The organism is Thiocapsa sp. (assembly GCF_022340925.1).
Taxonomy (GTDB): domain Bacteria; phylum Pseudomonadota; class Gammaproteobacteria; order Chromatiales; family Chromatiaceae; genus Thiocapsa.
Map to the genome: position 1 here is coordinate 34321 of NZ_JAJDNA010000080.1, position 24098 is coordinate 58418.

Annotated in this window: 20 protein-coding genes and 1 pseudogene; 14 read left to right on the forward strand and 7 right to left on the reverse strand. The window is 68.0% G+C overall.

Features of this window, described 5'->3' with window-relative positions:
* Positions 1–179: 179 nt before the first annotated feature.
* Complete coding sequence (locus LJE61_RS10040) at positions 180–2429, forward strand: phosphoketolase family protein (RefSeq protein ID WP_296918293.1); 2250 nt, start codon at positions 180–182, stop codon at positions 2427–2429.
* A gap of 11 nt (positions 2430–2440) precedes the next feature.
* On the forward strand, positions 2441–3817 hold the full coding sequence (locus LJE61_RS10045; RefSeq protein WP_296911512.1) for a four-carbon acid sugar kinase family protein: 1377 nt from the start codon (positions 2441–2443) through the stop codon (positions 3815–3817).
* 95 nt (positions 3818–3912) lie between these two features.
* Here the strand turns inward: LJE61_RS10045 and LJE61_RS10050 are convergent, their stop codons facing one another.
* The 4 genes from LJE61_RS10050 to LJE61_RS10065 all read right to left on the reverse strand — a co-directional run bounded on the left by LJE61_RS10050 (position 3913) and on the right by LJE61_RS10065 (position 8230).
* Entirely contained in the window at positions 3913–5253 is a 1341-nt protein-coding gene (locus LJE61_RS10050) for an MFS transporter (RefSeq protein WP_296911515.1), read from the reverse strand.
* A gap of 259 nt (positions 5254–5512) precedes the next feature.
* A complete protein-coding gene (locus LJE61_RS10055) occupies positions 5513–5800 on the reverse strand; it encodes a hypothetical protein (protein WP_296911519.1) in 288 nt (95 codons plus the stop codon).
* A 205-nt stretch (positions 5801–6005) separates the two neighbouring features.
* A complete protein-coding gene (locus LJE61_RS10060) occupies positions 6006–6746 on the reverse strand; it encodes a PilZ domain-containing protein (RefSeq protein ID WP_296911521.1) in 741 nt (246 codons plus the stop codon).
* Between the two features lie 383 nt (positions 6747–7129).
* The gene (locus LJE61_RS10065) at positions 7130–8230 is read right to left on the reverse strand and encodes a thioredoxin family protein (RefSeq protein WP_296918295.1); all 1101 of its coding nucleotides are present in this window, start codon (positions 8228–8230) and stop codon (positions 7130–7132) included.
* Positions 8231–8836: 606 nt separating this feature from the next.
* Between LJE61_RS10065 and LJE61_RS10070 the strand changes: the two genes are divergently transcribed.
* Positions 8837–9433, forward strand: a complete 597-nt coding sequence (locus LJE61_RS10070) for a TMEM165/GDT1 family protein (RefSeq protein ID WP_296918297.1) — start codon at positions 8837–8839, stop codon at positions 9431–9433.
* Between the two features lie 14 nt (positions 9434–9447).
* Here LJE61_RS10070 and LJE61_RS10075 read toward each other — a convergent pair whose 3' ends face one another.
* The gene (locus LJE61_RS10075) at positions 9448–10131 is read right to left on the reverse strand and encodes a hypothetical protein (protein WP_296911527.1); all 684 of its coding nucleotides are present in this window, start codon (positions 10129–10131) and stop codon (positions 9448–9450) included.
* Between the two features lie 428 nt (positions 10132–10559).
* Between LJE61_RS10075 and LJE61_RS10080 the strand changes: the two genes are divergently transcribed.
* The 11 genes from LJE61_RS10080 (at position 10560) to LJE61_RS10130 (ending at position 20764) form a co-directional block, all read left to right on the forward strand.
* The gene (locus tag LJE61_RS10080; protein ID WP_296911529.1) at positions 10560–11408 is read left to right on the forward strand and encodes a metal ABC transporter solute-binding protein, Zn/Mn family; all 849 of its coding nucleotides are present in this window, start codon (positions 10560–10562) and stop codon (positions 11406–11408) included.
* Positions 11405–12211 carry a metal ABC transporter ATP-binding protein gene (locus LJE61_RS10085; protein ID WP_296911531.1) on the forward strand — a complete coding sequence of 269 codons (807 nt, stop codon included), beginning with the start codon at positions 11405–11407 and terminating at the stop codon, positions 12209–12211. The genes LJE61_RS10080 and LJE61_RS10085 overlap by 4 nt, the downstream gene beginning before the upstream one ends.
* Before the next feature lie 3 nt (positions 12212–12214).
* Positions 12215–13075, forward strand: coding sequence for a metal ABC transporter permease (locus LJE61_RS10090; RefSeq protein WP_296911533.1), 861 nt, complete (start codon positions 12215–12217; stop codon positions 13073–13075).
* 4 nt (positions 13076–13079) lie between these two features.
* Complete coding sequence (locus LJE61_RS10095; RefSeq protein ID WP_296911535.1) at positions 13080–13532, forward strand: transcriptional repressor; 453 nt, start codon at positions 13080–13082, stop codon at positions 13530–13532.
* Positions 13533–14007: 475 nt separating this feature from the next.
* Positions 14008–14589, forward strand: coding sequence for a DUF2796 domain-containing protein (locus LJE61_RS10100; RefSeq protein WP_296911536.1), 582 nt, complete (start codon positions 14008–14010; stop codon positions 14587–14589).
* A 312-nt stretch (positions 14590–14901) separates the two neighbouring features.
* Positions 14902–16656: an ABC transporter ATP-binding protein gene (locus tag LJE61_RS10105; protein WP_296911537.1), complete on the forward strand. Its 1755-nt coding sequence runs from the start codon at positions 14902–14904 to the stop codon at positions 16654–16656.
* A 637-nt stretch (positions 16657–17293) separates the two neighbouring features.
* Positions 17294–19102: an ABC transporter ATP-binding protein gene (locus LJE61_RS10110; protein ID WP_296911538.1), complete on the forward strand. Its 1809-nt coding sequence runs from the start codon at positions 17294–17296 to the stop codon at positions 19100–19102.
* A gap of 565 nt (positions 19103–19667) precedes the next feature.
* Positions 19668–19802, forward strand: a complete 135-nt coding sequence (locus LJE61_RS10115) for a type II toxin-antitoxin system HigB family toxin (RefSeq protein WP_296911539.1) — start codon at positions 19668–19670, stop codon at positions 19800–19802.
* A complete protein-coding gene (locus LJE61_RS10120; protein ID WP_296911540.1) occupies positions 19799–20011 on the forward strand; it encodes a hypothetical protein in 213 nt (70 codons plus the stop codon). Before LJE61_RS10115 ends, LJE61_RS10120 begins: the two co-directional genes overlap by 4 nt.
* Positions 20012–20150: 139 nt before the next feature.
* Positions 20151–20378, forward strand: coding sequence for an AbrB/MazE/SpoVT family DNA-binding domain-containing protein (locus LJE61_RS10125; protein ID WP_296914555.1), 228 nt, complete (start codon positions 20151–20153; stop codon positions 20376–20378).
* Positions 20375–20764 carry a type II toxin-antitoxin system death-on-curing family toxin gene (locus LJE61_RS10130; RefSeq protein ID WP_296914552.1) on the forward strand — a complete coding sequence of 130 codons (390 nt, stop codon included), beginning with the start codon at positions 20375–20377 and terminating at the stop codon, positions 20762–20764. Before LJE61_RS10125 ends, LJE61_RS10130 begins: the two co-directional genes overlap by 4 nt.
* Before the next feature lie 546 nt (positions 20765–21310).
* Here the strand turns inward: LJE61_RS10130 and LJE61_RS15385 are convergent.
* Positions 21311–22626 (reverse strand): annotated as a pseudogene (locus LJE61_RS15385) (IS1634 family transposase).
* A 440-nt stretch (positions 22627–23066) separates the two neighbouring features.
* Positions 23067–23369, reverse strand: a complete 303-nt coding sequence (locus LJE61_RS10145) for a sigma factor-like helix-turn-helix DNA-binding protein (RefSeq protein WP_296914543.1) — start codon at positions 23367–23369, stop codon at positions 23067–23069.
* Positions 23370–24098 lie beyond the last annotated feature (729 nt).

Sequence of the window (24098 nt, forward strand, 5' to 3'; positions counted from 1 at the left end):
GAAAACCGGCCGGGAAGCGTCTGAATTGGAGCGCGCTCGAGCGCGGGGAGGAAAATATTACGTATGGCGAAATAGGTTCTCTATTGCGAAAATACCGGCTCGTGCCTATTCTCGCCCCAACGCCGGACCCCCGGCCCACGGTCGACGACACCGTCGGCGAGAGCAGAGGAGAGAGCCCCATGACCGCAAGCGCCACCCCGCCCCTCGAGACCGCACCCGGATTCTGCAACGGGGTGCTCCATTTCGGCAGCCTGCCGCCCGACTTCGACCGGCTCGGCGCGCGCCCGGCGATCGCCGAGGGTGCCCATCGAATCGAGGCGATCGACGCGACGGCGGTCTATCAGACCCGTCTGATCGCGGATGCGCTGCGCTATACCACGCTCCAGCTCTGTGCCTCCAAGGCGTCCGGGCACCCGGGGGGCTTCGCCAGCTCGGCCGATGCCTATGCCGCGCTGGTCATGCTCGGCCACACCAATATCCTGACCGAGGTCGGCCACCACGCGCCCGGCTTCTACAGCGCCATGTTTCTAGACGGCTCGCTGGAGGCGATGGGCATCACCGACATGCACCAGCTGCAGACGCGCTTCCGCGAGCGCGAGGGGCTGCTCGGGCACCTCTCGGGCGCCATTCCCGGTCTGCTCGCCCCGGCCGGACCCCTTGGTCAAGGCCAGCACTTCGCGATGGCCGCTGCCTATCTGCACCGCGAGACGCTCTTTCCCGTGACCATCGGCGACGGCGGGCTGGGCGAGCCCTACATCCTCTCGGCCTTCAAGCATTTTCACACCGCCTATCCCGAGGTGACCAATTTCCTGCCGGTGCTGATCTGGAACGGCTTCAGCCAGGAGCACCACTCCATGGTCTCGCTGATGGACAACGCCCGGATGCTCGACTACTGGCGTGCGCACGACTTCGAGCGGGTCATCCTGGTCGACGCCAAGGCCTATGACGACGCCGGGCAGACGGGGGACTATGTCGACAGCACGCTGTTCGGTGAGTCCGCGCGTCTCGCCTTTACCCGCGCGGTGCTCGAGGGGCTGCAGGAGGCGGAGACCTCCTCGCTCGGCGGTACCCTGACCGCCTTCATCGTCAAGCAGCTGAAAGGGGCAGGGGTGCACGCCCAGGGCGCCAAGTCGCACAACCTCTACCCCGGCGACAACGCGACCAAGCCCAACATCGCGGCCGCCTTGGAGCGGGGTGCCCTGGCCCCTGAGGCTTGGGCGCTGGTGCGTGCCAACATGCGGCGGGCCGGCGGCGGGCCGGCCGGGGAGACCGCCGTCACCGAGTCCGAGCGCCTCCCCGGCGACATCGGGGCGCTGCCGACCCGCGACTTCGCAGTGGGTGAGCAGGCGGTGCCGGCGAGCGCCATGGCCGAGATGGTCGCTGAGCTCGGGCGGCGCGACCCGCTCTTTGTGGTGGCCAACGCCGACGGCAACGAGGCCTCCAACATGAAGGTCATCAACGAGGCCCTGAAGATCCGCCATCCGACCGAGGACGGGGTCTACAACCAGTCCCCCTCGGGCCAGGTCTACGAGCCCCTGAGCGAGGACGCCTGCGCCGGCTTCGCCGCCGGTCTGGCGTTGTTCGGCGGGCGGTCCCTGTGGTTGTCCTACGAGAGCTTCGCCATCAACGGCTGGCCGATCGTGCAGACCGTCGGCCAGGCGATGGCCGAGCTCAGACGCAAGACCCCGGCCGTGATCTCCATGTTCACCGCCGGCGCGCTGGAGCAGGGCCGCAACGGCTGGACCCATCAGCGCCCCGAGATCGAGAACTACATCGGCGGTCAGATCCGCAACGGCAATGTCTATCTGCTCTATCCTGCCGACGCCAATCAGATCCAGGCGGCCTATGCCTGGGCGGCGGGGCAGTCCAACAAGTGCATCAGCATCATCGCCTCCAAGTCGGCGCTGCCGGTCTACTCGACCCCCGAGCAGGCGCGCGAGGCCGTCGAGGCGGGCGCCATCGCGCTCGCCGACTCGGGACATGGGGCGGCGGGCACACTGGTCTTTGCCGTGACCGGGGACATGGTCGTGCTGCCCGTGCTCGCGGCAAAGGAACGACTGGAGGCCGCCGGTTACCGGGTGCGCGTCGTCGCCGTGGTCAACCCGCGCCGACTCTATCGCCCCGGCGATGTCGCCTGGCGCCACGCCGCCGAGCCCGACGACCGCTTCATGGGGGATGCCGACTTCCGGGCCCTCTTCGACGGCGATGCCCTGATCGGGGTGAGCGGCGGCGGGACGCTGGCACTGGAGCCGGTACTCCTGCGCAGCCGGGCCCCCGCGCGCGACCTCATCGGCTGGCAGCGCGGCGAGACCACCGCCAGCCCCGCGGAGATCATGGCCTACAATGGCATCACCGCCGAGGCCCTGGAGCAGCGTGCCCGCGACCTGCTCGCCGCGGGCCGGTCGGCGCTGGGCAGCGCCGACGGATGAGGACGCCGGTCATGTCCCCGATGCCGACCACCAAGGTCATCGCCATCGACGACGATCCCACGGGGTCCCAGACCGTCCACGGCTGTCTCCTGCTGACGCGCTGGGACCCCGAGACGCTGGTCGAGGCCCTGACCGACGCCTCCCCGCTCTGCTTCGTGCTGAGCAACACCCGCGGCATGAGCGCGGCGGATGCGGCGCGGGTGACGCGCGAGATCTGCGTCCATCTGCGTGCCGCACTTGAGCGGCTCGCGGCCGACGGTGAGCTGATCCGGCCGCTGATCGTCAGCCGCTCGGACTCCACCCTGCGCGGCCACTATCCGGTGGAGACCGATGTCATCGCCGAGGAGCTGGGCCCCTTCGATGCCCACTTCCTGGTTCCGGCCTTCTTCGAGGGCGGACGCATCACCCGCGACGCGGTGCATTATCTGATGGTCGAGGGCGTGCCCGTGCCGGTCAACGAGACCGAGTTCGCACGCGACTCGGTGTTCGGCTTCCGGCATGCCTTCCTGCCCGACTATGTGGAGGAGAAGACCGGCGGGCGCATCCTGGCACGGTCGGTGGAGCGCTTCGGGCTGGGGGCCGTCCGAGGCGATCTCGGCGCGCGCCTGCGCGCCCTGGAGGGCAATGCCTGCTGTGTGGTGGACGCCGAGCGCCAGTCGGACCTCGACGGCTTTGCCCGCCAGGTCCTGGACGCGACGGGGGAGGGCAAGCGGTTTCTGTTCCGCAGCGCCGCAAGCCTTCTGACCGCGCTGGCGGGTCTCCCGCCCCAACCGGTGCCGCCCGCCGCTATGTCGACCTATGTCCGTCATGCGCGCCCCGGGGTCGTCCTGATGGGATCCCATGTCGAGAAGTCGACCCGGCAGCTCCGGCATCTCGTCGCGGAGACGGACGTGATCCCGATCGAGATCGAGCTGGATCGTCTGCTCGCCGACGAGGATGCCCTGCTGCAGGACCTGCTCGCCCGGCTCGAGACCGCCCAGCACGCCGATCGGGGCGCCGTCCTCTTCACCAGTCGGGGGGAGCGCCGGTTCCCCAGCGCGGCCGAGCGGCTTGCCTTCGGTGAGTGCGTCTCCCGTTTCCTGGTCAGGATCGTGCGGAACCTGCCGCAGGAGATCGGCTTCCTCGTCAGCAAGGGCGGCATCACCTCCAACGACACCCTCAGCGAGGGCCTGGCCCTGCGCACCGCGCGCGTCCTCGGCCAGATCCGCGCCGGCTGCTCGGTGGTCCGCTGTCCGGACGACCACCCGCGCTTCCCCGGCCTGCCGGTGGTCATCTTTCCGGGCAATGTCGGCGGCGACGAGGCCCTCGCCGAGGTCTATCGGATCCTCGCGGGGGAGGCACAGGGATCCCCGGGCGACCCATCGATTGACGCCCCTCGGGACGACTGACAGGGCTGACCGCCATCGCCCGATGCGTCGGGTCCAGGAGATGCCGAAGCCACGATCCGTTTCCGGCGAAGACGATCACAAGCAGGCCACGCGGCCTACCAGACGACCTGTCCGGCGTCGTGCGCCTCGGCGATCGCGCGGCCGCGTCTCTCGTTCACCCCGAAGGCCACGACCAGTGCCGTGGCGAACAGCAGCACACAGAAGAGGATCGCCGTCTGCAGCCCGACCAGGGCCTGCAGGAGCCCGATGGCGAGCAAGCCGAACATTCCGGCCAGCTTCAGCGCCAGACCCCAGAAGCCGAAGAGCTCGGCCGCGCGTGACAATGGCGAGAACAGGCCGACCAGGGCCCGCGTGGCGGACTGACAGGCGCCGAGGCTCAGCCCGGCCACGCAGCCGACGACCAGGAAGATGTACTGGGCCGGCCAGTCGAGGCCCAGGCCGTCGCGGGCCAGATCGCTCAGGATCGGTGTCAGGTAGATGAGCGCGATCGCCACCATCCACATCACCAGGGTGATCGCGTAGGTGCGCAGTGCGCCCAGCCGATCCTGGATGAAGCCGAACCCGAACGCGCCCACCGCTGCGGTGATCTGCACCAGCACGAACATCAGGGTCCGCACCGATTCGTCCCAGCCGATCACCTGGGCGCCGTAGATGAAGGCGTAGGAGATGACGATATAGATCCCGCTCATGGAAAAGAAGACCGACACCAGCAGGATCGCGAGGTCGCGATGCGTGCGCAGGTGCGCCAGGGTCTGGCGCACGCGGGCGAGCCCCATGCCCAGATAGCCGATGCCGGGAGGGAGGGTGCGCGGCCGCCCGGGCTCGCGCACCCAGAGAAAGGTCGGAATGGCCGCGACCAGGACGAAGGCGGCGGCCCAGGGCCCCACCCAGCGGATGTGATCGAAGTTCTCCGCGCTGACCTCGCCGAGCACGAGGAGCACGAAGACGGCCGAGACCATGCCCCCGACATAGCCGAGCGCCCAGCCGAACCCGGAGATCTTGCCCAGGTCCTCCGGCGGCCCGAGTCCGGGCAGAAAGCTCGCGATGAAGGCCTCGCCGATGGAGAAGCCGAAATTCGAGACGATCAGGAACACCACGGCGATCCATGCATAGCCGGGGGCGGCGAAATAGAGCGCGGCGGTGCCGAGCACGGTGAGCAGATAGCTTGCGAACAGGAAGCGCTTCTTGCTCGCGGTGTAATCCATGATCGCCCCGGCCACCGGCGAGCAGACCACGACCAGCAGATAGCTGGTCGAGAGGGCGAGGCTCCACAGGAGATTGCCGACCCGGTAGTCTGGGGCATCCCCGACGATGACCCGCGTGAAGAGGTCACCGAAGACGACCGTGATGATGAGCAGGGTGTAGGCCTGGTTGGCGAAGTCGTACATCGCCCAACCGAAAATCTCGCGCCTCGATGCACGCACGCGTGTCGTCATGTTCGATCCCGCCAGATGTGATCCGCACAGTCCCGCAGGACATCCGCGACGAGAGGCGAGCGCCAGAGGTACGCGGGCACCGCGACGCAGAGCAGCAGGCAGATCAGCGCAGGTTCGTCGATGAGGTCTCGCAGCGGCCGGTCCGAACTCCAGTCGGGGCGTGCCGCCAGTGCCAGGTAGAGAAGGACCGAGGAGGTGAGGATCCCGCGCCGGCGGGCACGGGTGCCGCGAGACGCCGGTACGACCTCTGTCCCTGCGGTCAACCGGCGAAGGACCAGTTCTGCCCGAAGAGACCGCCCGCCGGATCGGGACGCCGCTTGGAGAGGCCATAGGCCGCGTCGTGCACCTCCTGGAGGAGATTCAGCTCCACCCAGGCATCGAGTGGCCAGCCGCTGCGGCCGCCGCGTTTGTCTAGGAGCAGCTCCGAGAAGATGCCCTCGAATCGATCCGGGTCGCCCCAGCATGCCTCGATTCGCTCGATCAAATGTGGAAACCTGGTTTCTAGAACCGAGACCATGTCGGCATCCTCTCCGTGCTGGCGGCCCATGTGGAAGGTGGATCCGCTAGGGAAGCGCTGACGTATTCAGCGTTGCCCGTCCGGGGCGGGAGGCCCCGGCGTGTTCAGGCACCTCAATGCCCGAAAACCGAGCCTTCCGAGGGTCGCGTCGCTCGGAAGGCGCGCTGATGCTGGCCAGGATGGCCAACGAACCAGTGTCCACCTCGTTCCCACCCGCGTGCAGTCGCTGGGCCGATCATGCCGTCGCGTCGGCCAGCCGAGGCCCCGTCGGAAGCGCCAGCAGACGGCGGCCGACATAGCGCGCGAGATCATCGAGCGAGTGCTCGAAGCGCAGGTCCAGGCTGACCAGATCAGCCCAGTCACTGCTGGCGACATGCACGGGTTCCTGCGCATTGACACGCGCCCGCAGTCGAAGGTTCGGAAAATCTTTCGTGCCGGCGATCGAAAAGACAATGCTCTGACCGGTCTGATAGGCCCCGAACACCGTCACCGAGAGCCGTCCGTCACGGATCTGCTTCAGGACGTGGCGGACCTCGTCGATCTCGGTGAAGAGGACCTCCAGCACCTTCACCAGCGGCGCCTTCTCAACCGTCTCCTGCACCCTTTGGGCCTCCGGATCGGTCTTCGCAAGCAAATGGAGCAGCTTCTCGAGGCGCCGATGACTCTGCGTCGAGAGGCCGCAGAAGCGGACGCCTACCCGGATGCTTCCATCCTCGAGTGTCTCGCGTCGGACCACCTGCGCATCGGCGGAAAACGAACGGCTGGTCCCCCAAGGAAAGGTCAGGGTGACCTGCTCCGCATCCAGGATCGCGGGATCCGAGGTCAGGAACTGTGCGCCGCCCCAGGAGATGTCGCGGTTCTCGGCGGCGATGGACTCGGCGGACCCGGGCAGGGCCACGCGGATCTGGATGCCGGTGCCGAGTCGCCGGTGGGAGCGCCGGTCTTGGCTGGATTGATCTGGGCTCGGTGTCGCCATCCTGGTACCCCGTCATTCGACAGATAGATGCTGACTGAATCCGTCCCTGGATTCAATCAGCGGGCCGTCCTTGATGAGAGGTTCGTCCGTGAGTCGGGCCGGAGCCAGGGTCGATCGCCAGACTGGCCGTGCCGCGCCGTCCCTATCCGCCGGTGGATCCGGCCTGGCGAGCGGTCCTGAGCCCCTCGGCGCCCGTTCACTTAGATGCACGACGCGCGCCAAAAAAATATATAGCTTTTAAAACATGGCTGTGCGATCCATCGTATGCGATCGCCGGCCGCTCAGCGTCGCCTCGATGCCAACGACTCGACCGATTCTGACACATTTCGTCACATCCGGCCCCGCGCGCGTCGCGGAGCGGCCGCACCCGCTCTCCGGCCGCCTCACTCGTCGGCAATCGCGACGTCTTTGCCCGCGGCCGTCAATTCGGCCGTCTTGACGTCGATGTAGTCGAAGGGGCTGTCCGGATAGCGCTCGTAGTGGCGGCCGGCGACATACTCCAGGACGCCCGCGAAATGGTAGCGGTAGAGCATGCTCTCGATCCGCGTGATCTCGCGGCCGCGGTCGAACAGGACGATACTCGGCCGGTACTGGATGCCGAGCGCCTCGGCCAATGCCTTCGGTGTGGTCTGGTTGCCCATGGGGTCGACAATGGGCGTCTCGGAGTCGGTGTCGAGCCGGACCAGCGTGAGTCCGCCCAGGATCCGCCTGACCTCCGGGTCGGCCAGGTGGCCGTCGTGCAGGGCATCGCAGGCGACGCAGGCGGCATCCTCGAACAGGACCGCGAGCGGGCGATCGACCACGCCGCTGAGGTCGTCTACGGACCGGATCATCGGATGCTCGCGGAAGCTGTAGACGGCTGCCGCCAGTCTGGCCGCGGCGAAGTCGTTCAGGCTCTGGTGCCGGTAGGCCTTGTTCTGCACATAGTCCAGGACGACCTTGAAGTCATCGGGATTGCGATAGCCGCTCACGCGCGCCACCGGTTTGTTTGATTCATCGAGAAAGATCAGCGTCGGGGTGAAGCGCACCTGATAGACATCGGCGACCTCCTTCTCGGTCATCGACATCTCCTCGGTCACCGCCACCTCGCGATCGCCCTTGGTGTTCAGGGCGATGACGTCGAAATGCGCCTGGATGAAGTCCCGGTAAGGCGCGTTGGCGAAGTTTTCCTGGACCATCTTGTAGCAGTAGGGGCAGCCGTTCATCTCCATGAAGAGGATGACGTGCTTGCCCTCGTCCGCTGCCTCGCTGACGTCCTCGGTGAGGTCGAGAAAGCTCTCCTTGAACCAGCCTGGGTGACTGAGCAGCTTGGCGCCCGTCACCTCGCCGGGCGCGGCCTGCCCCTCGGCCAGGGCGGGCTGCGCCGCGCAGGCGAAGAGCAGCGCGCCGAGCAGCGCAAATCTTTCGAGGAGACGCTGATTGGCCGGCCATCCCGGCCGCCAATCAGCACGGACAGCGAAAGCGCGGTTTCCGCTTTCCTTCACTGTCAGCCGCTGACGCGGCTGACACTGGCGGGGCATCCTGAGCTTTATAGACTGATGGATCGGCCATCCTGGCCGACCATCGGTACGGAGAGCGAAAACGCGGTTTCCGCTTTCCTTCACTGTCAGCCGCTGACGCGACTGACACTGGCGGGGCATCCTGCCCCTCGCGGCAGGCGCTGAATGCTTCAGCGCTTCCTCAATGGGTCGGGGTGTGACAGCCATCATCGGACATGACTCCTCCGCTATGCAGTGGCGCGACGATCCTAACCGGCCGCCCGGCTTCCTGCAAAGCCGCCCCCTGCGGGACAAGCGCCGCTGTCCCGCAGGGGGCGCAGGGAGGTGTTGACAGCGGGGCGGCCGCCCGCTAGGTTCATGCGGCTGGCTCGACGCGCCCGTGCACGCCGCCCCAGGCCGATGGCCGGGCCGTCTTTTCGACCGTCGCCGCCTGCCACGACTCGATATTCTCCGTGTACACGCCAGGACCCCGCCCGAACCATCGCCACGGCCACTCAGTCGCCGTCGCCTCGCCGGACCGAACGTCCCTGCGCCGGCCGCCGCTCTGGCCCCGTCGCGAGGCGTCGAGGGCACTCCGGGCCTGATCAGGCCGTGACCGAGATCGCCCTCCTGCCCGCGCCCCATGCGCTGTCGGCCACCGCGACGACCTTTGGCGTGATCCTGCTCGCAGAGCTCGGCGACAAGTCCCAGCTGGTCTGCATGACCCTGTCCGCCCGTCACCGGCGATGGCCGGTGCTGCTCGGGGCGGTGGCCGCCTTCATGGTCCTGAACACGCTCGCCGTGGTCTTCGGGGCAGCGCTGGCGCAGTGGGTGCCGGAACGGGTCGTGGCAGGCCTTGCGGCCGCCCTCTTCGCCGTCTTCGGGGTCATGGCGCTGCGCTCCGGCGAGGGCGAAGGGGAGGCATCCGGACCGAGCTGGAGCCACCGCGGCATCCTCTTGGCGGCCTTCTCGATGATCCTGCTGGCCGAGATGGGGGACAAGACCCAGCTCGCGGTTGCCGGTCTCGCGGCCGCCCTGCCGCCCCTCGCCATCTGGCTCGGCGCCACCCTCGCCCTGGCACTGACCTCTGCGCTCGGGGTCTGGGTCGGGTGTCGACTGCTGCAGGTCATGCCGCTGCGGCGGCTCCATCAGCTGAGCGGTGCGCTCTTTCTCCTGCTTGCCGGGTTCGCGCTCAGCCGGGTGTTCTGATCCGCGGCACCCGGTCAGGCCATTGGGCCCAGCCAGGTCCCGAGCAGGAGCACCGTGGACGCCGCGACCGTGATCAGCACGTTGTCGTCGATCGGGCCGAATTCGTAGCGCTCGACCCAGGTCGCCACGACCGCCGAGATCAGGCCCCAGATCGGGATCGCGGGCTCGGCGAGCCCGCCGATGATCCAGCCCAGGGGCGCGCACACGATGAGCATGAAGAGGTTGCCGATCGGACTTTTTGAGCGGCGGCGCACCAGCAGGTTGCGCGCGACCCCGGTGACCCCGTCGCCGAACGCCATGTAGAGCGCCGGGAGGATCGCGAGCCAGGGGTTGTCGAGCACCCACCAGAGGAGGGATACGGAGACCGCCCACATCAGCGCGAACTTGACGTCGTTGCGGTTTTCAGCCGTCTGGAACCAATAGAACCGCAGCCCGGTCGCATGGGCGCCATAGGTCAGCAGGGTGAGCAGAAGCCCGCAGACCAGCGGGTACCAGGGGTCGCTGAAGACCAAGGGGACCATCACAGAGCCCACGCCGCCGGCGAGCATGTGCACGATCTTGCGGGTGTAGTAGACCGCGCGGATCGGCTCCATCCCGCGGGCGACCATGGCGGCGTAGGGGATCCGTGTCAGGAGCAGGACGGCGAGCACATAGAGGCTCAGGCCGACTGCCCACAGCAGTTGTGAGGAGATGGACATGACGGGGCTGGCGACCGGGACCGGTTGGGTTGGCAAGGGCTCGGGCTGATGGGGACGGCCCCGCGATCATACGTGAACTGCCAACCCGTTGCGCCCCTGGGCCCATCCGCTCCGCGGTGCGACGCGGGGGTCGGGCGCTCCGCGCCCCTGCGTTGCCGCCGCCCGGCGCCGGCTCCCAAGCCCCGCCGCCGCTGGCCCTGGCGGCGCTGCCCCGGTGTCGGAGTCGGGGCCGATCGTGCGCCTCGACCGCCGCGCACCGGACGCTGAGCGCCCGCACGACACTCCCACGCCGGAGCGTGGCAGCGAGGAGGGGAGGGGGAGCGAGACCGGAAGCTGGCAACCGCGGGCGGGACGTTATATCGTATCCAAACATATCTGATCCAAACACAAACACGCGCGGACGCGCGGTCCGAGCGGGCGCTCCACCCATGCTGCTTCGCCGACCCTTGATCTTGTTCCTGCTGGTGCTGTTTCCGGGCCTGGCGGCGGCCGCCGGCCCGCTCTCGGTCTTCGTCAGCGTGGTCCCTCAGGAGACCTTCGTGTCGCGCGTCGGGGGCGACCATGTCCGTGTGCGGGCGATGGTCCGGCCCGGGCAGAATCCCCACGCCTTCGAGCCGACCGCGCGCCAGATCGCGGCGCTCGCCGGGGCCGAACTCTATGTACGCATCGGCCTCGGTTTCGAGGACGCCTGGATGACGCGCCTCCGGGCGGCGAATCCGGGCATGCGCGTGCTCGATGCACGCGAGGGGATCGCGCTGCGCCCCGGCGGCCATGGACATGACCGCGGCGAGCTGGACCCGCACATCTGGACCAGCCCCAGGGTGGTGAAGATCATGGGTGCGCGGATCCGCAATGTCCTGAGCGAGCTGGCACCCGATCACGCCGCCGACTTCGCGGCCAACTACCAAAGCCTCGCTGCCGATCTGGACGCCCTCGACGCCGCGATTCGCGACCGACTGGCGGGGCTGCAGAGGCGCCGCTTTCTCGTCTATCACCCCGCCTGGGGCTATTTCGCCCAGGACTATGGCCTGGAGCAGGTTGTGATCGAGAAGGAAGGCAAGGAGCCAGGGGCGCGTGCCCTGGCCGAATTGATCGATCAGGCCCGCCGTGACGGGATCCGGGTCGTCCTGGTGCAGCCGCAGATCAATCCGGCCTCTGCCGAGCGGGTGGCGCAGGCGATCGACGGACGGGTCGCCGCAATTGACCCCTTGGCGGGAGATTACTTCGCGAACATGCGGCGCGTCGCCGAGCTGATCGCCGAGGCCGGTCACCCATGACGGCCGCACGCCCGGCGTCGCCCGCGATGCCCGCGCCGGAGCGGCTCGCGGACCCGGTGATCCGGATCGAGGACGTGAGCTTCTCCTATGGTGAGGCACCGGTCCTGGAGCGCGTGAATCTGGAGATCCGGGCCGGCGAGTTCGTCGGTCTGGTCGGCCCCAATGCCGGGGGCAAGAGCACGCTGCTCAAGCTGGTGCTCGGACTCCTCCAGCCGACGCGCGGGCGCATCCGGGTGCTCGGGCGGCCACCCCCCCAGGGGGTGCGGCGGGTCGGCTATGTTCCCCAGTTCCCGACCTTCCCGCGCGACTTCCCGATCTCGGTCGAGCAGGTGGTGCTGACGGGCCGGCTCGGGCTCGGCCCGGTGCTCGGCTGGTACCGGGCGGCGGACCGCGCTGCCGCGCGCCGCGCGCTCGCCGAGGTCGAGGCCCTGGACCTCGCGGGGCGGTGCATCGGCACCCTCTCGGGAGGACAGCTGCAGCGGGTCCTGCTCGCGCGTGCCCTCGTCGCCGAGCCACTGATCCTGATCCTGGACGAGCCCACGGCCAACATCGACCAGCGCATCGAGAGCGACATCTTCGACCTGCTGGCCCGGTTCAACGCGCGCCTGACCATCCTGGTCGTCTCGCACGACATCGCCTTCATCTCGGGTTATGTCGATCGCGTCGCCTGTCTGAACCGCACCCTGGTGTGTCACCGCACCGACGTCGTTGACGGCGACCTCATCCACCAGCTCTATGGCGACAACGTCCGGCAGGTCGCGCACGCCGCGACCGGGCCGGGCACGGCGCTCCACCGGGACTGAACGATGCAGCAGTTCATCCAGGCCCTCGGCCAACACCCTTTCCTGCAAACGGCGCTGCTGGCCGGGGTCCTGGCCAGCCTGGGCTGCGGTGTGATCGGCACCTTCGTGGTGGTCAAGCGCATCGCCTTCATGGCGGGCGGCATCGCCCACTCGGTGCTCGGCGGCATGGGCGCAGCGCTCTATTTCGGCTTCGACCCGCTGCTCGGCGCACTGGCCGCTGCGGTCCTCGCGGCCTTGCTGATCGGTCTCGTGAGACTCGCTTGGCACGCCCAGGAAGACACCCTGATCGGCGCCCTCTGGGCGATCGGCATGGCCATCGGGATCCTCTTCATCGCCAAGACGCCCGGCTACTCGACCGACCTCATGAGCTTCCTCTTCGGCAACATCCTGCTGGTCCCGCGGCGTGCGCTGTGGGTCATGGCCGGGCTGGACCTCCTGCTGGTGCTGACCGTGCTCCTCTTCTACCGACAGCTCCTCGCCGTCACCTTTGACGAGGAGTTCGCCCGGCTGCGCGGCGTTCCCGTCACCTTCTTCTATCTGCTGCTGCTCTGCCTCGTCGCGGTCACCGTGGTCCTGCTGATCCAGGTTGTCGGCCTGATCCTGGTGATCGCGCTGCTGACCCTTCCCGCGGCGATCGCCGGTCACTATGTGCATTCATTGGGTAAGATGATGGTGGTCGCGACACTGCTCGGCGGGGTCTTCACCTCCGCCGGTCTGGCGCTCTCCTTCGGGCCGGACCTGCCCGCGGGGCCGACGATCATCCTGCTCGCCGGGAGCGTCTATCTGGTGTCTGCGTTTCTCAGCCGGCTCCTCACCCGGCGGCGGGCGGGGCGAAGCGCGGTTGCGGCCCAACCGGGGAGATAGCTGGATGGAGGCGACATCCGTCAACCAGGTACTCGACCGCGCCGAGGTGCTGTGTCAAGGCCGCGGCGTGCGCCTCACCGCCCAACGGCGCCGTGTCCTGTCGATCCTCTGCGCCTCGCCGCGCCCGCTGGGCGCCTACGAGATCCTGGATGCCATGCGCGATGGCTCCCGGGCGTTGGCTCCACCCACCGTCTACCGGGCGCTGGACTTCCTGCTCGAGCAGGGGCTGGTGCACAAGCTCGAGAGCCTGCACGCCTTCGTCGGCTGCAACCACCCCGAGCACCCGCATTCCAGCCAGTTCCTCATCTGCAACGCCTGCGGCGAGGTAACCGAGATCGAGGACGAAGCGATCGCCCGCAGCCTGCGCACCGCCGCCCGCGAAACCGGCTTTCGTGCCCAGCGGCGCGTCGTGGAGGTGATCGGGACCTGCGCCGGTTGCGCGGAGAAGGGGAGGTGAAGGCCCGGTTGCGCCTCCATCCCGGTGTCCGTCGCCCGGATGAAGCGGAGCGCAATCCAGGTGAACCGTGGGTCGACGACCGGCGCCGCGGCGAAGCCTGGACCGCTCGTCGAACCGCTCCGCGGTGCGACGCCTGGGTCGGGCGCTCTGCGCCAAGGGCGGCGGTGCTGCCCGGTGCTGAGTCCGAGAGCAGTTCTGGCTCCGACGCTGCGGCGTCGGGGCAGGTGCGGGCGCTCTGCGTCGATAGGCGTGCCGGGACGCGGCGCGTCCGCCCGGCGCGCCCATGCTGGAGCGTGCCAGCGAAATGGTGGGCTGGAGCGTGGCAGCGACATGGTAGCCTGGGGCGTGCGCGCGAGCCGAGACCTGGATTCCGCTGCGCCGCATCCAGGCTAGGAGAGGTGCGGCCGATCGCTGGCGGCTCGAAGGCGCTCCGCCTGGCCCGACAACCGGCAACCAGCACACCAAGAGACCGATCATGACCCGACTCAAATTCAATGTCGGCTCCATCGCCGGCATCCTCATCGCCCTCGGCGCCGCCAGCGCTCAGGCGGAAGGCGCCGGACCCGGCCAGCAGGGCGCGCATGTGCACGGGATCGGACACCTCAACGTCGCGGCCGAGGGCTCCAGCGTGGTGGTCGAGCTGATCGCCGCCGCGGCGGGGCTGATCGGCTTCGAGCGCGCACCGCGTAGCGACGCCGAGCGCGAAACCTTCAACCTGGCCAAGGAGAACCTGATGGCCGGGGACGCGATGATCCGCTTCAACACCGAGGCCGGCTGCCGGCTCGAGACGGCTGAGGTCGACGCCGACTTCGCCCAGGCCGGGCAAGCGCACGCGCATGATCAGGGAAGCCACGACGGCGGGGACGCGCACGGCGACTTCCATGTGAGCTATCGCTTCGAATGCGAGCGTCCGGACGAGCTGGGCTCGGCCGCGCTCGGTCTGTTCGCCGGTTTCCCCGCCCTGGAGCGGGTCCTGGTGCACTACGTCACCGCCGAAGGGCAGGGCGGTGCCGAGCTGACCCCGCGCCAGGCCGTGATGAGCTTTGTCCCCCTCTGAACCGTGCCAAGGACTCCAGGTCGGCGCAACCACCCCGAGGTGCGAAGCATGGGTCGGGCGTTCTGGGCCAAGCGTGGCGCCGCCGCCTCGCTCTGGCTTGACCGCTCCAGCATCCCCCTCCCGGCTCTGGCCCGGGCAACATGGGTCGCGGCCTTGCGGTCCGGCCCGGACGTTCTTGTCGCCTTGGGGATGCCATCCCACAGTGCCCGATAAACCGGGCTCTCCCGTCCCGCATGACCTGCCGCCCCTGGGGCGAGGTCGAGACCATCCGCTGTCGATTCCGCCCGGTCGAGGTCCTGCTCGCGGCCCAACATGATCACTGCACCCCTCCGACGTCTGCTTGCACGATCCCGGTTCGCGCGGCTGCTTGCCTATGTCACGCCCCACCGGCGGGTGCTCGCGCTGGCCGTGGCCCTGCTGATCGGCGAGAGCGCGATCGCCCTGGCCAATCCCTGGATCGCAGGCCGCTTCACCGAGTTGCTCCTGCATCCCCCGGCCTCCCTGCCGGTCGGTCTGGCGGCGCTCCTGACCTTCTGGGCCGTCCTGCTTGCGGCGCAGAGCGGGCTCAGCTTCGGCAACCGCTACCTGCTCGGCAGCACTGGCGAGACCATGCTCGCCGGCCTGCGCACGCGCCTCTACGACCATCTGCAATCCCTTCCACTGAGCTACTTTCACGAGCGGCGCCGCGGCGAGGTGCTCGCCCTCCTGGGCAATGATGCGGCACACATCAGCAACTTCGTGACCGGGACCCTGGTGAGCCTGCTGCCGCTGCTGATCACCTTCGCCGGGGCCTTGTACTTCCTGTTCCGGATCAGCCATCTGATCGCCGCCCTGGCGGGTGTCCTGGTCCCGCTCTTCTTCCTCGCCATGAAGCTGATCGGGCGGCGCCTGCGACCGCTCTCCTCCGAATGGGTGCGCTCCCATGCCGAGATGTTCGCCACCCTCGAGGAAAACATCGGGATGCTCCCCGCCATCAAGTCATTCACCCGCGAGGCGCACGAGTCGGACCGGTTCCAGCGCAGCAACGCCAGACTGATGCGGATCTCCAAGCGTCAGCTGCTGATCGAGTCGATTCTCTCCCCGGCGGTCCACCTGCTTGCGGGGCTGGGGCTGCTCCTGCTGCTCGCGCTCGGCACCCTGCAGTTGCAGTCCGGCGCGCTCCGGCCCTCAGACCTGGTGAGCGTGCTCCTCTACGGCATGTTGCTGACGCGCCCCATCAGCGGTCTCGCGGGGGTCTACGGCAGCGTCCAGACCGCCCGCGGGGCCGCCAGCCGCCTGCTCGAGGCCTTCGCCGTGCGCCCCGAGCCGGACGATGCCGGTGCCCCCGTGCTGCCGCCGGTGGCCGGCAGGATCCGGCTCGAGTCCGTGCATTACGGCTATCCGGGGCGGGCCAAGGTCCTGGAGGGGGTTGACCTGGAGATCGGCCCAGGGGAAACCGTCGCCCTCACCGGCGAGAACGGCGCGGGCAAGAGCACCCTGATCCATCTGCTGATGCGCTTCGCCGATCCCGAGCGCGGCCGGATCCTCATCGACGGCACCGACATCCGCGGCGTGAGCATCGCCAGCTTGCGCGGTCAGATCGGCCTGGTGGCCCAGCAGGTGCTGCTGCTTAACGGCACGGTCCGCGAGAACATCGCCTACGGCCGCCCCGAGGCCACACTGGACGAGATTGCGGCCGCCGCGCGGTCGGCGCAGGCCCATGCCTTCATCCGGCGTCTGCCTCAGGGTTACGACACCCTCATCGGCGACCAGGGCATCCGGCTCTCCGGCGGCCAGCGGCAGCGCATCGCACTCGCCCGCGCCCTCCTCAAGGCCCCGCCGATCCTGGTCCTCGACGAGGCGACCGCCATGTTCGATCCAGACGGCGAGCTCGCCTTCATCCACGATTGCCGCTCGGTCCTCGAGCAGCGCACCGTCATCCTCATCACTCACCGCCCCGCCAGCCTCGCCCTGGCCGACCGCGTGCTGCTCGTGGCCCAAGGCAAGGTGTCCGAACGCCCGCCCGCGGCTCCCACGCTGGAGGGCGGGAGCGAGCAGGACGACCCGATCCAAGCCCACCCCGCTTAGGGCGCAGAGGTGTAGCGCATCGTGCCGCATCCGGCGACCTGCGATGCGACGTCGGCCGGTTTCCCCCCACCCTGCCCCTCGTCGCATCCGCTCCGCGGTGCGACGCCAGCGTCGGGCGCTCTGCCTCAAGTCCTGTGCAGAGGACGCGGAGCGTCCGCCCGACACTCCCACGCTGGAGCCTAGGAGCGAGGGGGTGGGGCGGAACGCGGGGGCGGCGGAGGGGTGGAGCGCAGGAGTGGGGCCCAAGCGGCAGGCTGGGTCCTGGGAGCGCCCTCCCGCCATGCCGCCCCGCCCGCTCGTCGCACCGGCTCCGCGGTGCGACGCCTGGGTCTGGCGCTCGGCGCTGCGGGTGACGATGCCGTCTTGGCCTCATCTAGCAAGAGCCACCGCGAGTTGCTTCGCGAGACGCATTCAGGCAACGTGCGACCCCGAGCCCGGCGGGCTCTGTGCATCTCCGGCCCCGAGATCCGCGACACGCCCAGGGGTGCCCCAAAGGTCCAGGGCATGGCGACCGCCCGCATGGGCCATCTTCAGGATCAGCGCGCTCAGCGCGAGCGTGCGGCCCACACAGCACCCCGGACCAGGCGAAGCAACAGGTTCAACCGAGCAGACCCAGGATTCACGGACCGAGGCCCCGATGTTCGTCACCTACCAAAGGCTCTGGCAGCTCCTCAACGCCACGGAACGCCGGCAGGCCGTGATCCTTCTGGTCATGATCCTGGTGATGGGCCTGCTGCAAATGCTCGGTGTCGCCTCGGTGATGCCGTTCATGTCTGTCGTCGCCGACCCCGCGGTGGTGGAAACCAACGCCTACCTGGCCGCCGCCTACGGCCGGCTCGGCTTCACCGACCCCCAAGCCTTTCTTCTGCTGCTCGGCGTCCTCGTCTTTCTGGCCCTGGTGATCTCCACGGCCTTCCGGGCGCTCACCACCTATGCGAGCGTGCGCTTCGGCGAGATGCGCAAGTACAGCCTGGGCCGCAAGCTGATGGCCGACTACCTGCGCCAACCCTACGACTGGTTCCTGGGCCGCCACAGCGCCGACCTCGGCAAGACCATCCTCTCGGAGACCGAGCAGGTCATCGGCGGCGCCCTGTATCCCGCGATCCTCCTGATTTCGGAAGGCGCCGTCGTGCTCGCCGTCACCATCCTGCTGATCCTCGCGGATCCGCTCCTCGCTCTGGGTGTGGCGGTCGGCGTCGGCGGCGCCTACGGGCTCATCTACGCCGCTCTGCGCGGCCATCTGCACCGCGTCGGCGCTGAACGGTTGGCCGCCAATCGGGAACGTTACGCGGTTGTCCAGGAGACCTTCGGCAGCATCAAGGACGTCAAGGTCGGCGGGCTGGAGGGCCCGCTCCTGGTGCGCTTCGAGGAGCCCGCCCGGCGCTTCGCGCAGGCCAAGGCGATGCAGTCCGTTGTCGGTCAAATGCCGCGCTTCGTGCTCGAGGCGCTGGCTTTCGGCGGACTCCTGCTGGCGGTGATCTATCTGATGACACGTCCCGGCGGCTTGGATCAAGCCCTGCCGGTGCTGGCCGTCTACGCCCTCGGCGCCTACCGGCTGATGCCAGCCCTCCAGAGGGCCTATGCTCAGCTCGTGACCCTGCGGTTTTCCGCCCCGGCGTTGGAGAGCCTCCACCGTGACCTGACGGACCTGGCCCCGGAGGACGGCACCGGTCTGCCGCTGGAGCGCGCGCGGCCGCTTGGGTTGAAAGAGCGCATCCGGCTCGAGCAGGTCACCTACAGCTATCCCGACAGCCCGCAGCCCGCCCTGCGCGATCTGAGTCTCGAGATCCCCGCCCGCGCCACGGTGGGCCTGGTCGGCAGGACCGGCTCCGGCAAGACCACCACGGTGGACGTCATTCTCGGGTTGCTGACGCCGCAGGCCGGGTCGCTCACCGTGGACGACACCCCCATCACCGCTGATAACCTGCGTGCCTGGCAGGCGACCGTCGGCTACGTCCCCCAGCAGATCTATCTTGCCGATGCCAGCGTGCGCGCCAACATCGCATTCGGAGTCCCGCCGGAGCGGATCGACAACGAAGCGGTCGAGCGCGCGGCGCGGATCGCCAATCTGCACCAGCTCGTCAACCAAGCGCTGCCGCAGGGCTACGACACCCCCGTCGGCGAGCGCGGCGTGCGCCTCTCCGGCGGTCAGCGCCAGCGCGTGGGCATCGCCCGCGCCCTCTACCACGACCCGGAGCTGTTGATCCTGGACGAGGCCACCAGCGCCCTCGACAACCTCACGGAGCAAGCGGTGATGGATGCCGTGCGCAACCTCGCCCGGCGCAAGACCGTCATCCTGATCGCCCATCGACTCACCACGGTGCGGGAGTGTGACCGCATCTATCTGCTCGACCAGGGGCAACTGACCGGGCAGGGCGACTATGAGCGCCTCGCCGCCAGCAACGCCGACTTTCGCAGGATGGCCCAGGCCGTCCACGGCCGCTAGGCATGGGGGGCCGCTGTGGGAGGCGCGCTTCGCGGTGCGACCGACCCCGGTCAGGCGCCCACCGCCTCAGGGAAATCATGCGAGTCGACGAGACCGGACGACAGCTCCAGCAACCCCCCAAGCGCTTGCTCCCACAACTCCGCGCGGGGGTAAGCGACGACGCGGCGCGTCAAGACCCGCGGAACGGGACGCAGAGCGTCTGCACGGCACTCCCACGCCGAAGCGTGGCAGCGGAGAAGGTCAGCGAGAGCGGCTCGTCACATCCGCTCTGCGGTGTGACGCATCGATCCGGCGCTCCGCGCCCATTCTCCCGAGCGTTGGAGCGCGGTCCCCCGGTGCCGCTCGTCGCATCCGCTCCGCGGTGTGATGCATGGCTCCGGCGCTCCGCGCCCACTGTCCCGGGGCGCCGGAGCAATGGTCACGGTAATCGGAATCATCCACCGGTGCTTGCCCCGGTCCGATCGCGGGACTAGCTTGGGCCCATGCGCGTCATCGCTCTGTCCGTGCTGAAGGCGCCTTGTGATGAAAAGCCCGCGTTCACGGACGCAAGAGAACCCGCCCTCGCGTGGTAACGAGCCGCACGCCAGGCCGATTGGGCGACCCCGCTGACGTCAAGGCGGATTTTCGTAGTTCGAGTATTCTTGAAGATGGTCGTATGGTCTTCAATCTGTGCGGAAACAGGTATCGCCTGGTCGTTTGAATCAGTGGTTCCGGCGTTGGGGCGCGCGCATTGAGGAGCAGCTCAAGGACCTGCCACCTGAGGGCAAGCGCGCCACCCGCCTGCGCACCCGGCTCGAAGAGCTTCAGAAGTATCTGCACGATCGCGAGGAGAACTGGAAGAACGCACACCTCCGCGCGACGGATGAGCCTGCGACGCGCTTGGTGCTCGACATCGAGGGGGCGCGTTAGGCAAGGCGAGCGGGGCAGGCCATACCAATGGCCTCTCCCCGATGCGTTGCGCGGCGGCGCCGGTCTCGGGGCTTTGCCAAGTGGCTCGGAAGATGCGATCCTGCTTGTGGGTACAGTAGTAACCACCTTGGAGGTCAGCATGGTCCAACTGAAAATCGTCAAGGTCGGCAACTCCTTGGGCGTGCGGCTGCCGCGGGAGATGCTCAATCGCATGCATCTTGGTGACGGCGACAAGCTGATCTTGACCGAGGCCCCGGAAGGCGGCTATCGACTGACCCCCTATGATCCCGAGTTCGAGCGGCAGATGGAGATCGCGGAGGAGGGCATCAGAAAGTACCGCAATACCCTGCGCGAGCTGGCCAAGTGACGGAGCCGGTCTGGCTCTCCGACGACCTCCCAATCTTTTTGCACGAAAGGCTGGTGGCCGATTTCGGCGGATTGTCCGGTGTTCGGGATCGGGGACTGCTGGAATCGGCGATGGCGCGGCCGCGACAGCTCCAAGCTTACGGGAGTCCCGGCCTCGTCGAGTTGGCTGCCGCCTATGCTGCCGGCGTCGTGCGCAACCATCCCTTTATCGACGGGAACAAGCGGGTTGGCTTCATGCTCGCCTACATCTTTCTCGTCCGTAACGGTTGCCGCTTTACCGGCAGCGAGGCTGCCACCGCTCGGGCCGTCCTCGATCTGGCGTCGGGCGCCCTAAGCGAGCAGGCATTCGCGCGCTGGCTCGCGGACAACGTGACAGTGAAACCTTGAGCCTCGACAACGCCATTCAGAACGTCGGCGAATACTGCGCCGCTCACTACCTCGCGGAGCAGTTCGCCAATGAAATCGCGGATCAGGTCAAGGCTTGGAAGGCCCAGGGCTCCCAGTCCGTGCCACGCAGGCTCCAGGCCGTGTCCGATCTCTATTTCCGCGCCAAGACCCAGGCGTTGGAGTATCCGGACCCCGAGATTCGGGCCCGCGCCGAGGACACGGACCTCTGGAGTTGGCATTCGCAGCTTCTGGCGGCCCTCGGTTACCCGTCCGAGCCCCTGCTGCTCGAGCTGGAAAGCGAACAGCAGGTACCCCCGGCCGTCTTGCGTCTCAATCGGCACAACCGGCCTTGGCTCGCCGTGCTCGAGGCGCCCTTCTATCTGAGCGACGGCGTGCAAGCCGAGGAGCCTCTGGAAATCAATGTAGGGTGCGGTGTGCCTGCGAGCCGCACCGAAGGACTCGCCGAACCCGGCAATGGTGCGGTTCGTGCCTCACCGCCCCCTGCGATACCCGACGCGAATTGGGAAACGGCGATTGCACTGCTGTTCAAGCAAGAGGACCGCCCGCGCTGGGGTCGACCAGCGCCTTCTCGGTCTTGCCAGGCAAAGCTGGTAGGCCCAGCGCATCGTAGATGGCTATTTGATCGGGCTCCGGACGGGTCGCCTTGCGGATATGGCAGATCTTGCCATCCTCGCGGTGGAGCACGACGGTGACACGCTCCTGGCCGTCGAGTTGGTTGCGCAGGCGCTCCCGGCTGGAGTGGATTCCCTTGCCCTTGAGCTGAAGGCGGACGGGATGGACCAGGTGGTAGGCCAGCACCGAGATGAACAGGTGTGCGTCGACGCGCTTGCTCAGCTGCTGGTAGACCGGGCGTAGACCCAGCTCGGATTTCAAGGAGCGGAACACCGCCTCGATGTCGGTGAGCATGGTTTAGGTGTGCCACAGCGTGGACGCATCCCAGTCCTTGCGATCGGTGCGTAGGCAATAGACCCCAGGGAGGATGCCCTCGGTGGGGACCAGACGCTGCCACTGCAGGGCGCTGGCGCGGCCAGTGGCCTCGTCTCTCTCGAGACGGATCTCATCGTAGCGGGCGACGCGGGAATAGCGCTGGCGCAGTCGCCCGATGCGCACCAGGACCTTCTCGTAATCCTTGACCCGGCCTGGCAGGTGCAGCCCCTCGGCGAGGGATTGCAGCTCCGCCTCCAGGCGCGTGCAGAAGCGTTCGGCGATGCCCCGCTCCTTGCCTTCGCGGGCGGTGGAATGACAGTACAGACGCCCCTCCCCGGTCGTCTCATCGATCACCCGCTGGACGCTGATGCGCACGCCGGGCTCGTCGCGGATCACGGTGGCCTGTTCGGGGTCGAAGTGCTTGTTGCGCTCACGGCTGACAACGCGATAGGGACAGCCTTGGGTCTTGAGCCACTCGATGTTCTCCTCGGTGGCGATTGAATCCCAGCGCGCAGAGCTTGGCATCGAGCGCCAGTTGCCGCAGGGCTTCGAGGGCGACATGCTCGGCGCCGCCGCTGCGCGGGCGGATGAGCTCCACGCGATCGAGATCCACCCGCTGGAAGTCGCCCGCCGGGGGCGGCTTCCCGGGCGGGGGCGTCTGCCCGCGGCGGCGAATGATGCGCGCCGCGAACTCCGCTGCCAGCGCCTCCCAGGCCGCTTCCAAGCCATCGGCCATGAGGTCGAGCTGTCCCCCCCAGAAGGGCCTCGATGCGCTGCGCAAGCGCACCCCATTGATCGCGTGGCACCGCGAACTGGCGCCCGGCGTTGGCGGTCCGCACCGATTCGACGAGCCGGTAGCTGTAGTAGCGCTCACCGCTCTCCCGGCTCTTGATGGTGGTGCGGCGGATGAACATGCCACTCCCGTAGCTGACGCGCAGGGCAATGCAAGGGGCAATACCAAGCTATTATGGCACTACACGCGCCCCGCGGTTGCCAACAAATTGATTTGTCGAGTATCGGTTCTGGCCGCGCTGGCAGAATTCGGGGATTTCGGGCTCAGCGGACGGCCCAAATGACAAAGATGGGCCCATGTTGAGGAGCTGGATTGGCAGGATGCCGAGTTGGCGCAGACCCCGGTACGCCGCCGCATTCTGCCCGCCTTCGTTCGGCGCGCTCTTTTGGACAAAGGCAACCGCAAGGAGATGGAACAGTGGAACCGCGGCAGCTGATTCTCCTTGGGCGCAACGGTGCGCGTCACGGCCAACGACCGGTGCGGCTTGGAGCGTCTCCCTTCGACCGGTTGCCGCGCTTAGCACCACCCGAGTCAAGGCAGAGCAGTCGCGACTCGTAAGGTCTATGGGCACCCGCCGAGTGGAAATACCGCCAGAAGATCTTCCAGGCGCAGCCCGCGGGCCTCGCAGTAGACGCGGCACTTGCGTAACGCCCGCTGCTCGATGACTCTCACCTGCTCGCGGCGAATTCCCATCTCGGCAGCGACCTCCTCCAGCGTGCAGAACACCTGCACCGGAAGGGCCGGCTCGCCTTCATCGTCGAGACGAGGATCGGAGAACCCAAGCGCTGGTGAGTCGCAACTCGCCGATTTGGCTTGGCTTTGGCCCCGTACGGCAGGGGAGGATGCGGATTTGTATGCGCCCATGATCGGATGTCCCACTGAAGAATCCTCAGTGGAAATCGTATCTACGGGGAAGCGATCTGAACGCGATGCGAGTCACACATTCTGCGCGTCTTCATACCACGACTGGCGATCCCTCTTCAGGCGCGTCCGGACCTGCGTTGCCGTCGGCGGCTAGCTCATCAAACATGACCCGGTCGCTCTCCCGGTTCGCGGCCTTCCCCGTCCACGCCTGCCAGCGGCGCACGATCACGTCCACGTAGCGCGGGTCGAGCTCCATCAGTCGGGCGACGCGCCCGGACTTCTCCGCAGCGATCAGCGTTGTACCGGAGCCGCTGAGAGGCGTCCGCCGCCCCGCGCAGTACCGGTCTTCATTTTGACCTGCGCAGGCGTCCCAAATGCGGGGATGACCGAGTCCCGTATAATGCTGCAAAGGCTTCGACCTCTGCGGCAGCTGCGAGGCCGGCACCGCGAGTTGGGTCCGATCCTGTCGCACCGACGGCAGGAGACTCGCCGGCGGGCATGGTGCGTCGGCGGCATAGGGAGCGAACCATGAGGGACGTCTTCCTGACTTTCGCCGGCGCCGACGTCGATGACCGGATCGCCGGGCTAGACCCCGAGCGCGGCGATCAGGCGCAGCGAGGTGTCCGGACGCGCCTGGTACCAGCTGACCTCGTGGGGGCGGCGGCTGGCATAGACCTGATCCCAGTGTTTGGCCCGATCGCTCATGGCACGAATTCTCGGAGGACGTCA

Excerpts from the sequence above, each read along its gene's own strand:
- LJE61_RS10040 (WP_296918293.1), top strand. The coding sequence starts at position 180 with ATGACCGCAAGCGCCACCCCGCCCCTCGAGACCGCACCCGGATTCTGC.
- LJE61_RS10045 (WP_296911512.1), top strand. The coding sequence starts at position 2,441 with ATGTCCCCGATGCCGACCACCAAGGTCATCGCCATCGACGACGATCCC.
- LJE61_RS10050 (WP_296911515.1), bottom strand. The coding sequence starts at position 5,253 with ATGACGACACGCGTGCGTGCATCGAGGCGCGAGATTTTCGGTTGGGCG.
- LJE61_RS10055 (WP_296911519.1), bottom strand. The coding sequence starts at position 5,800 with ATGGGCCGCCAGCACGGAGAGGATGCCGACATGGTCTCGGTTCTAGAA.
- LJE61_RS10060 (WP_296911521.1), bottom strand. The coding sequence starts at position 6,746 with ATGGCGACACCGAGCCCAGATCAATCCAGCCAAGACCGGCGCTCCCAC.
- LJE61_RS10075 (WP_296911527.1), bottom strand. The coding sequence starts at position 10,131 with ATGTCCATCTCCTCACAACTGCTGTGGGCAGTCGGCCTGAGCCTCTAT.
- LJE61_RS10080 (WP_296911529.1), top strand. The coding sequence starts at position 10,560 with ATGCTGCTTCGCCGACCCTTGATCTTGTTCCTGCTGGTGCTGTTTCCG.
- LJE61_RS10085 (WP_296911531.1), top strand. The coding sequence starts at position 11,405 with ATGACGGCCGCACGCCCGGCGTCGCCCGCGATGCCCGCGCCGGAGCGG.
- LJE61_RS10090 (WP_296911533.1), top strand. The coding sequence starts at position 12,215 with ATGCAGCAGTTCATCCAGGCCCTCGGCCAACACCCTTTCCTGCAAACG.
- LJE61_RS10095 (WP_296911535.1), top strand. The coding sequence starts at position 13,080 with ATGGAGGCGACATCCGTCAACCAGGTACTCGACCGCGCCGAGGTGCTG.
- LJE61_RS10100 (WP_296911536.1), top strand. The coding sequence starts at position 14,008 with ATGACCCGACTCAAATTCAATGTCGGCTCCATCGCCGGCATCCTCATC.
- LJE61_RS10105 (WP_296911537.1), top strand. The coding sequence starts at position 14,902 with ATGATCACTGCACCCCTCCGACGTCTGCTTGCACGATCCCGGTTCGCG.
- LJE61_RS10110 (WP_296911538.1), top strand. The coding sequence starts at position 17,294 with ATGTTCGTCACCTACCAAAGGCTCTGGCAGCTCCTCAACGCCACGGAA.
- LJE61_RS10125 (WP_296914555.1), top strand. The coding sequence starts at position 20,151 with ATGGTCCAACTGAAAATCGTCAAGGTCGGCAACTCCTTGGGCGTGCGG.
- LJE61_RS10145 (WP_296914543.1), bottom strand. The coding sequence starts at position 23,369 with ATGGGCGCATACAAATCCGCATCCTCCCCTGCCGTACGGGGCCAAAGC.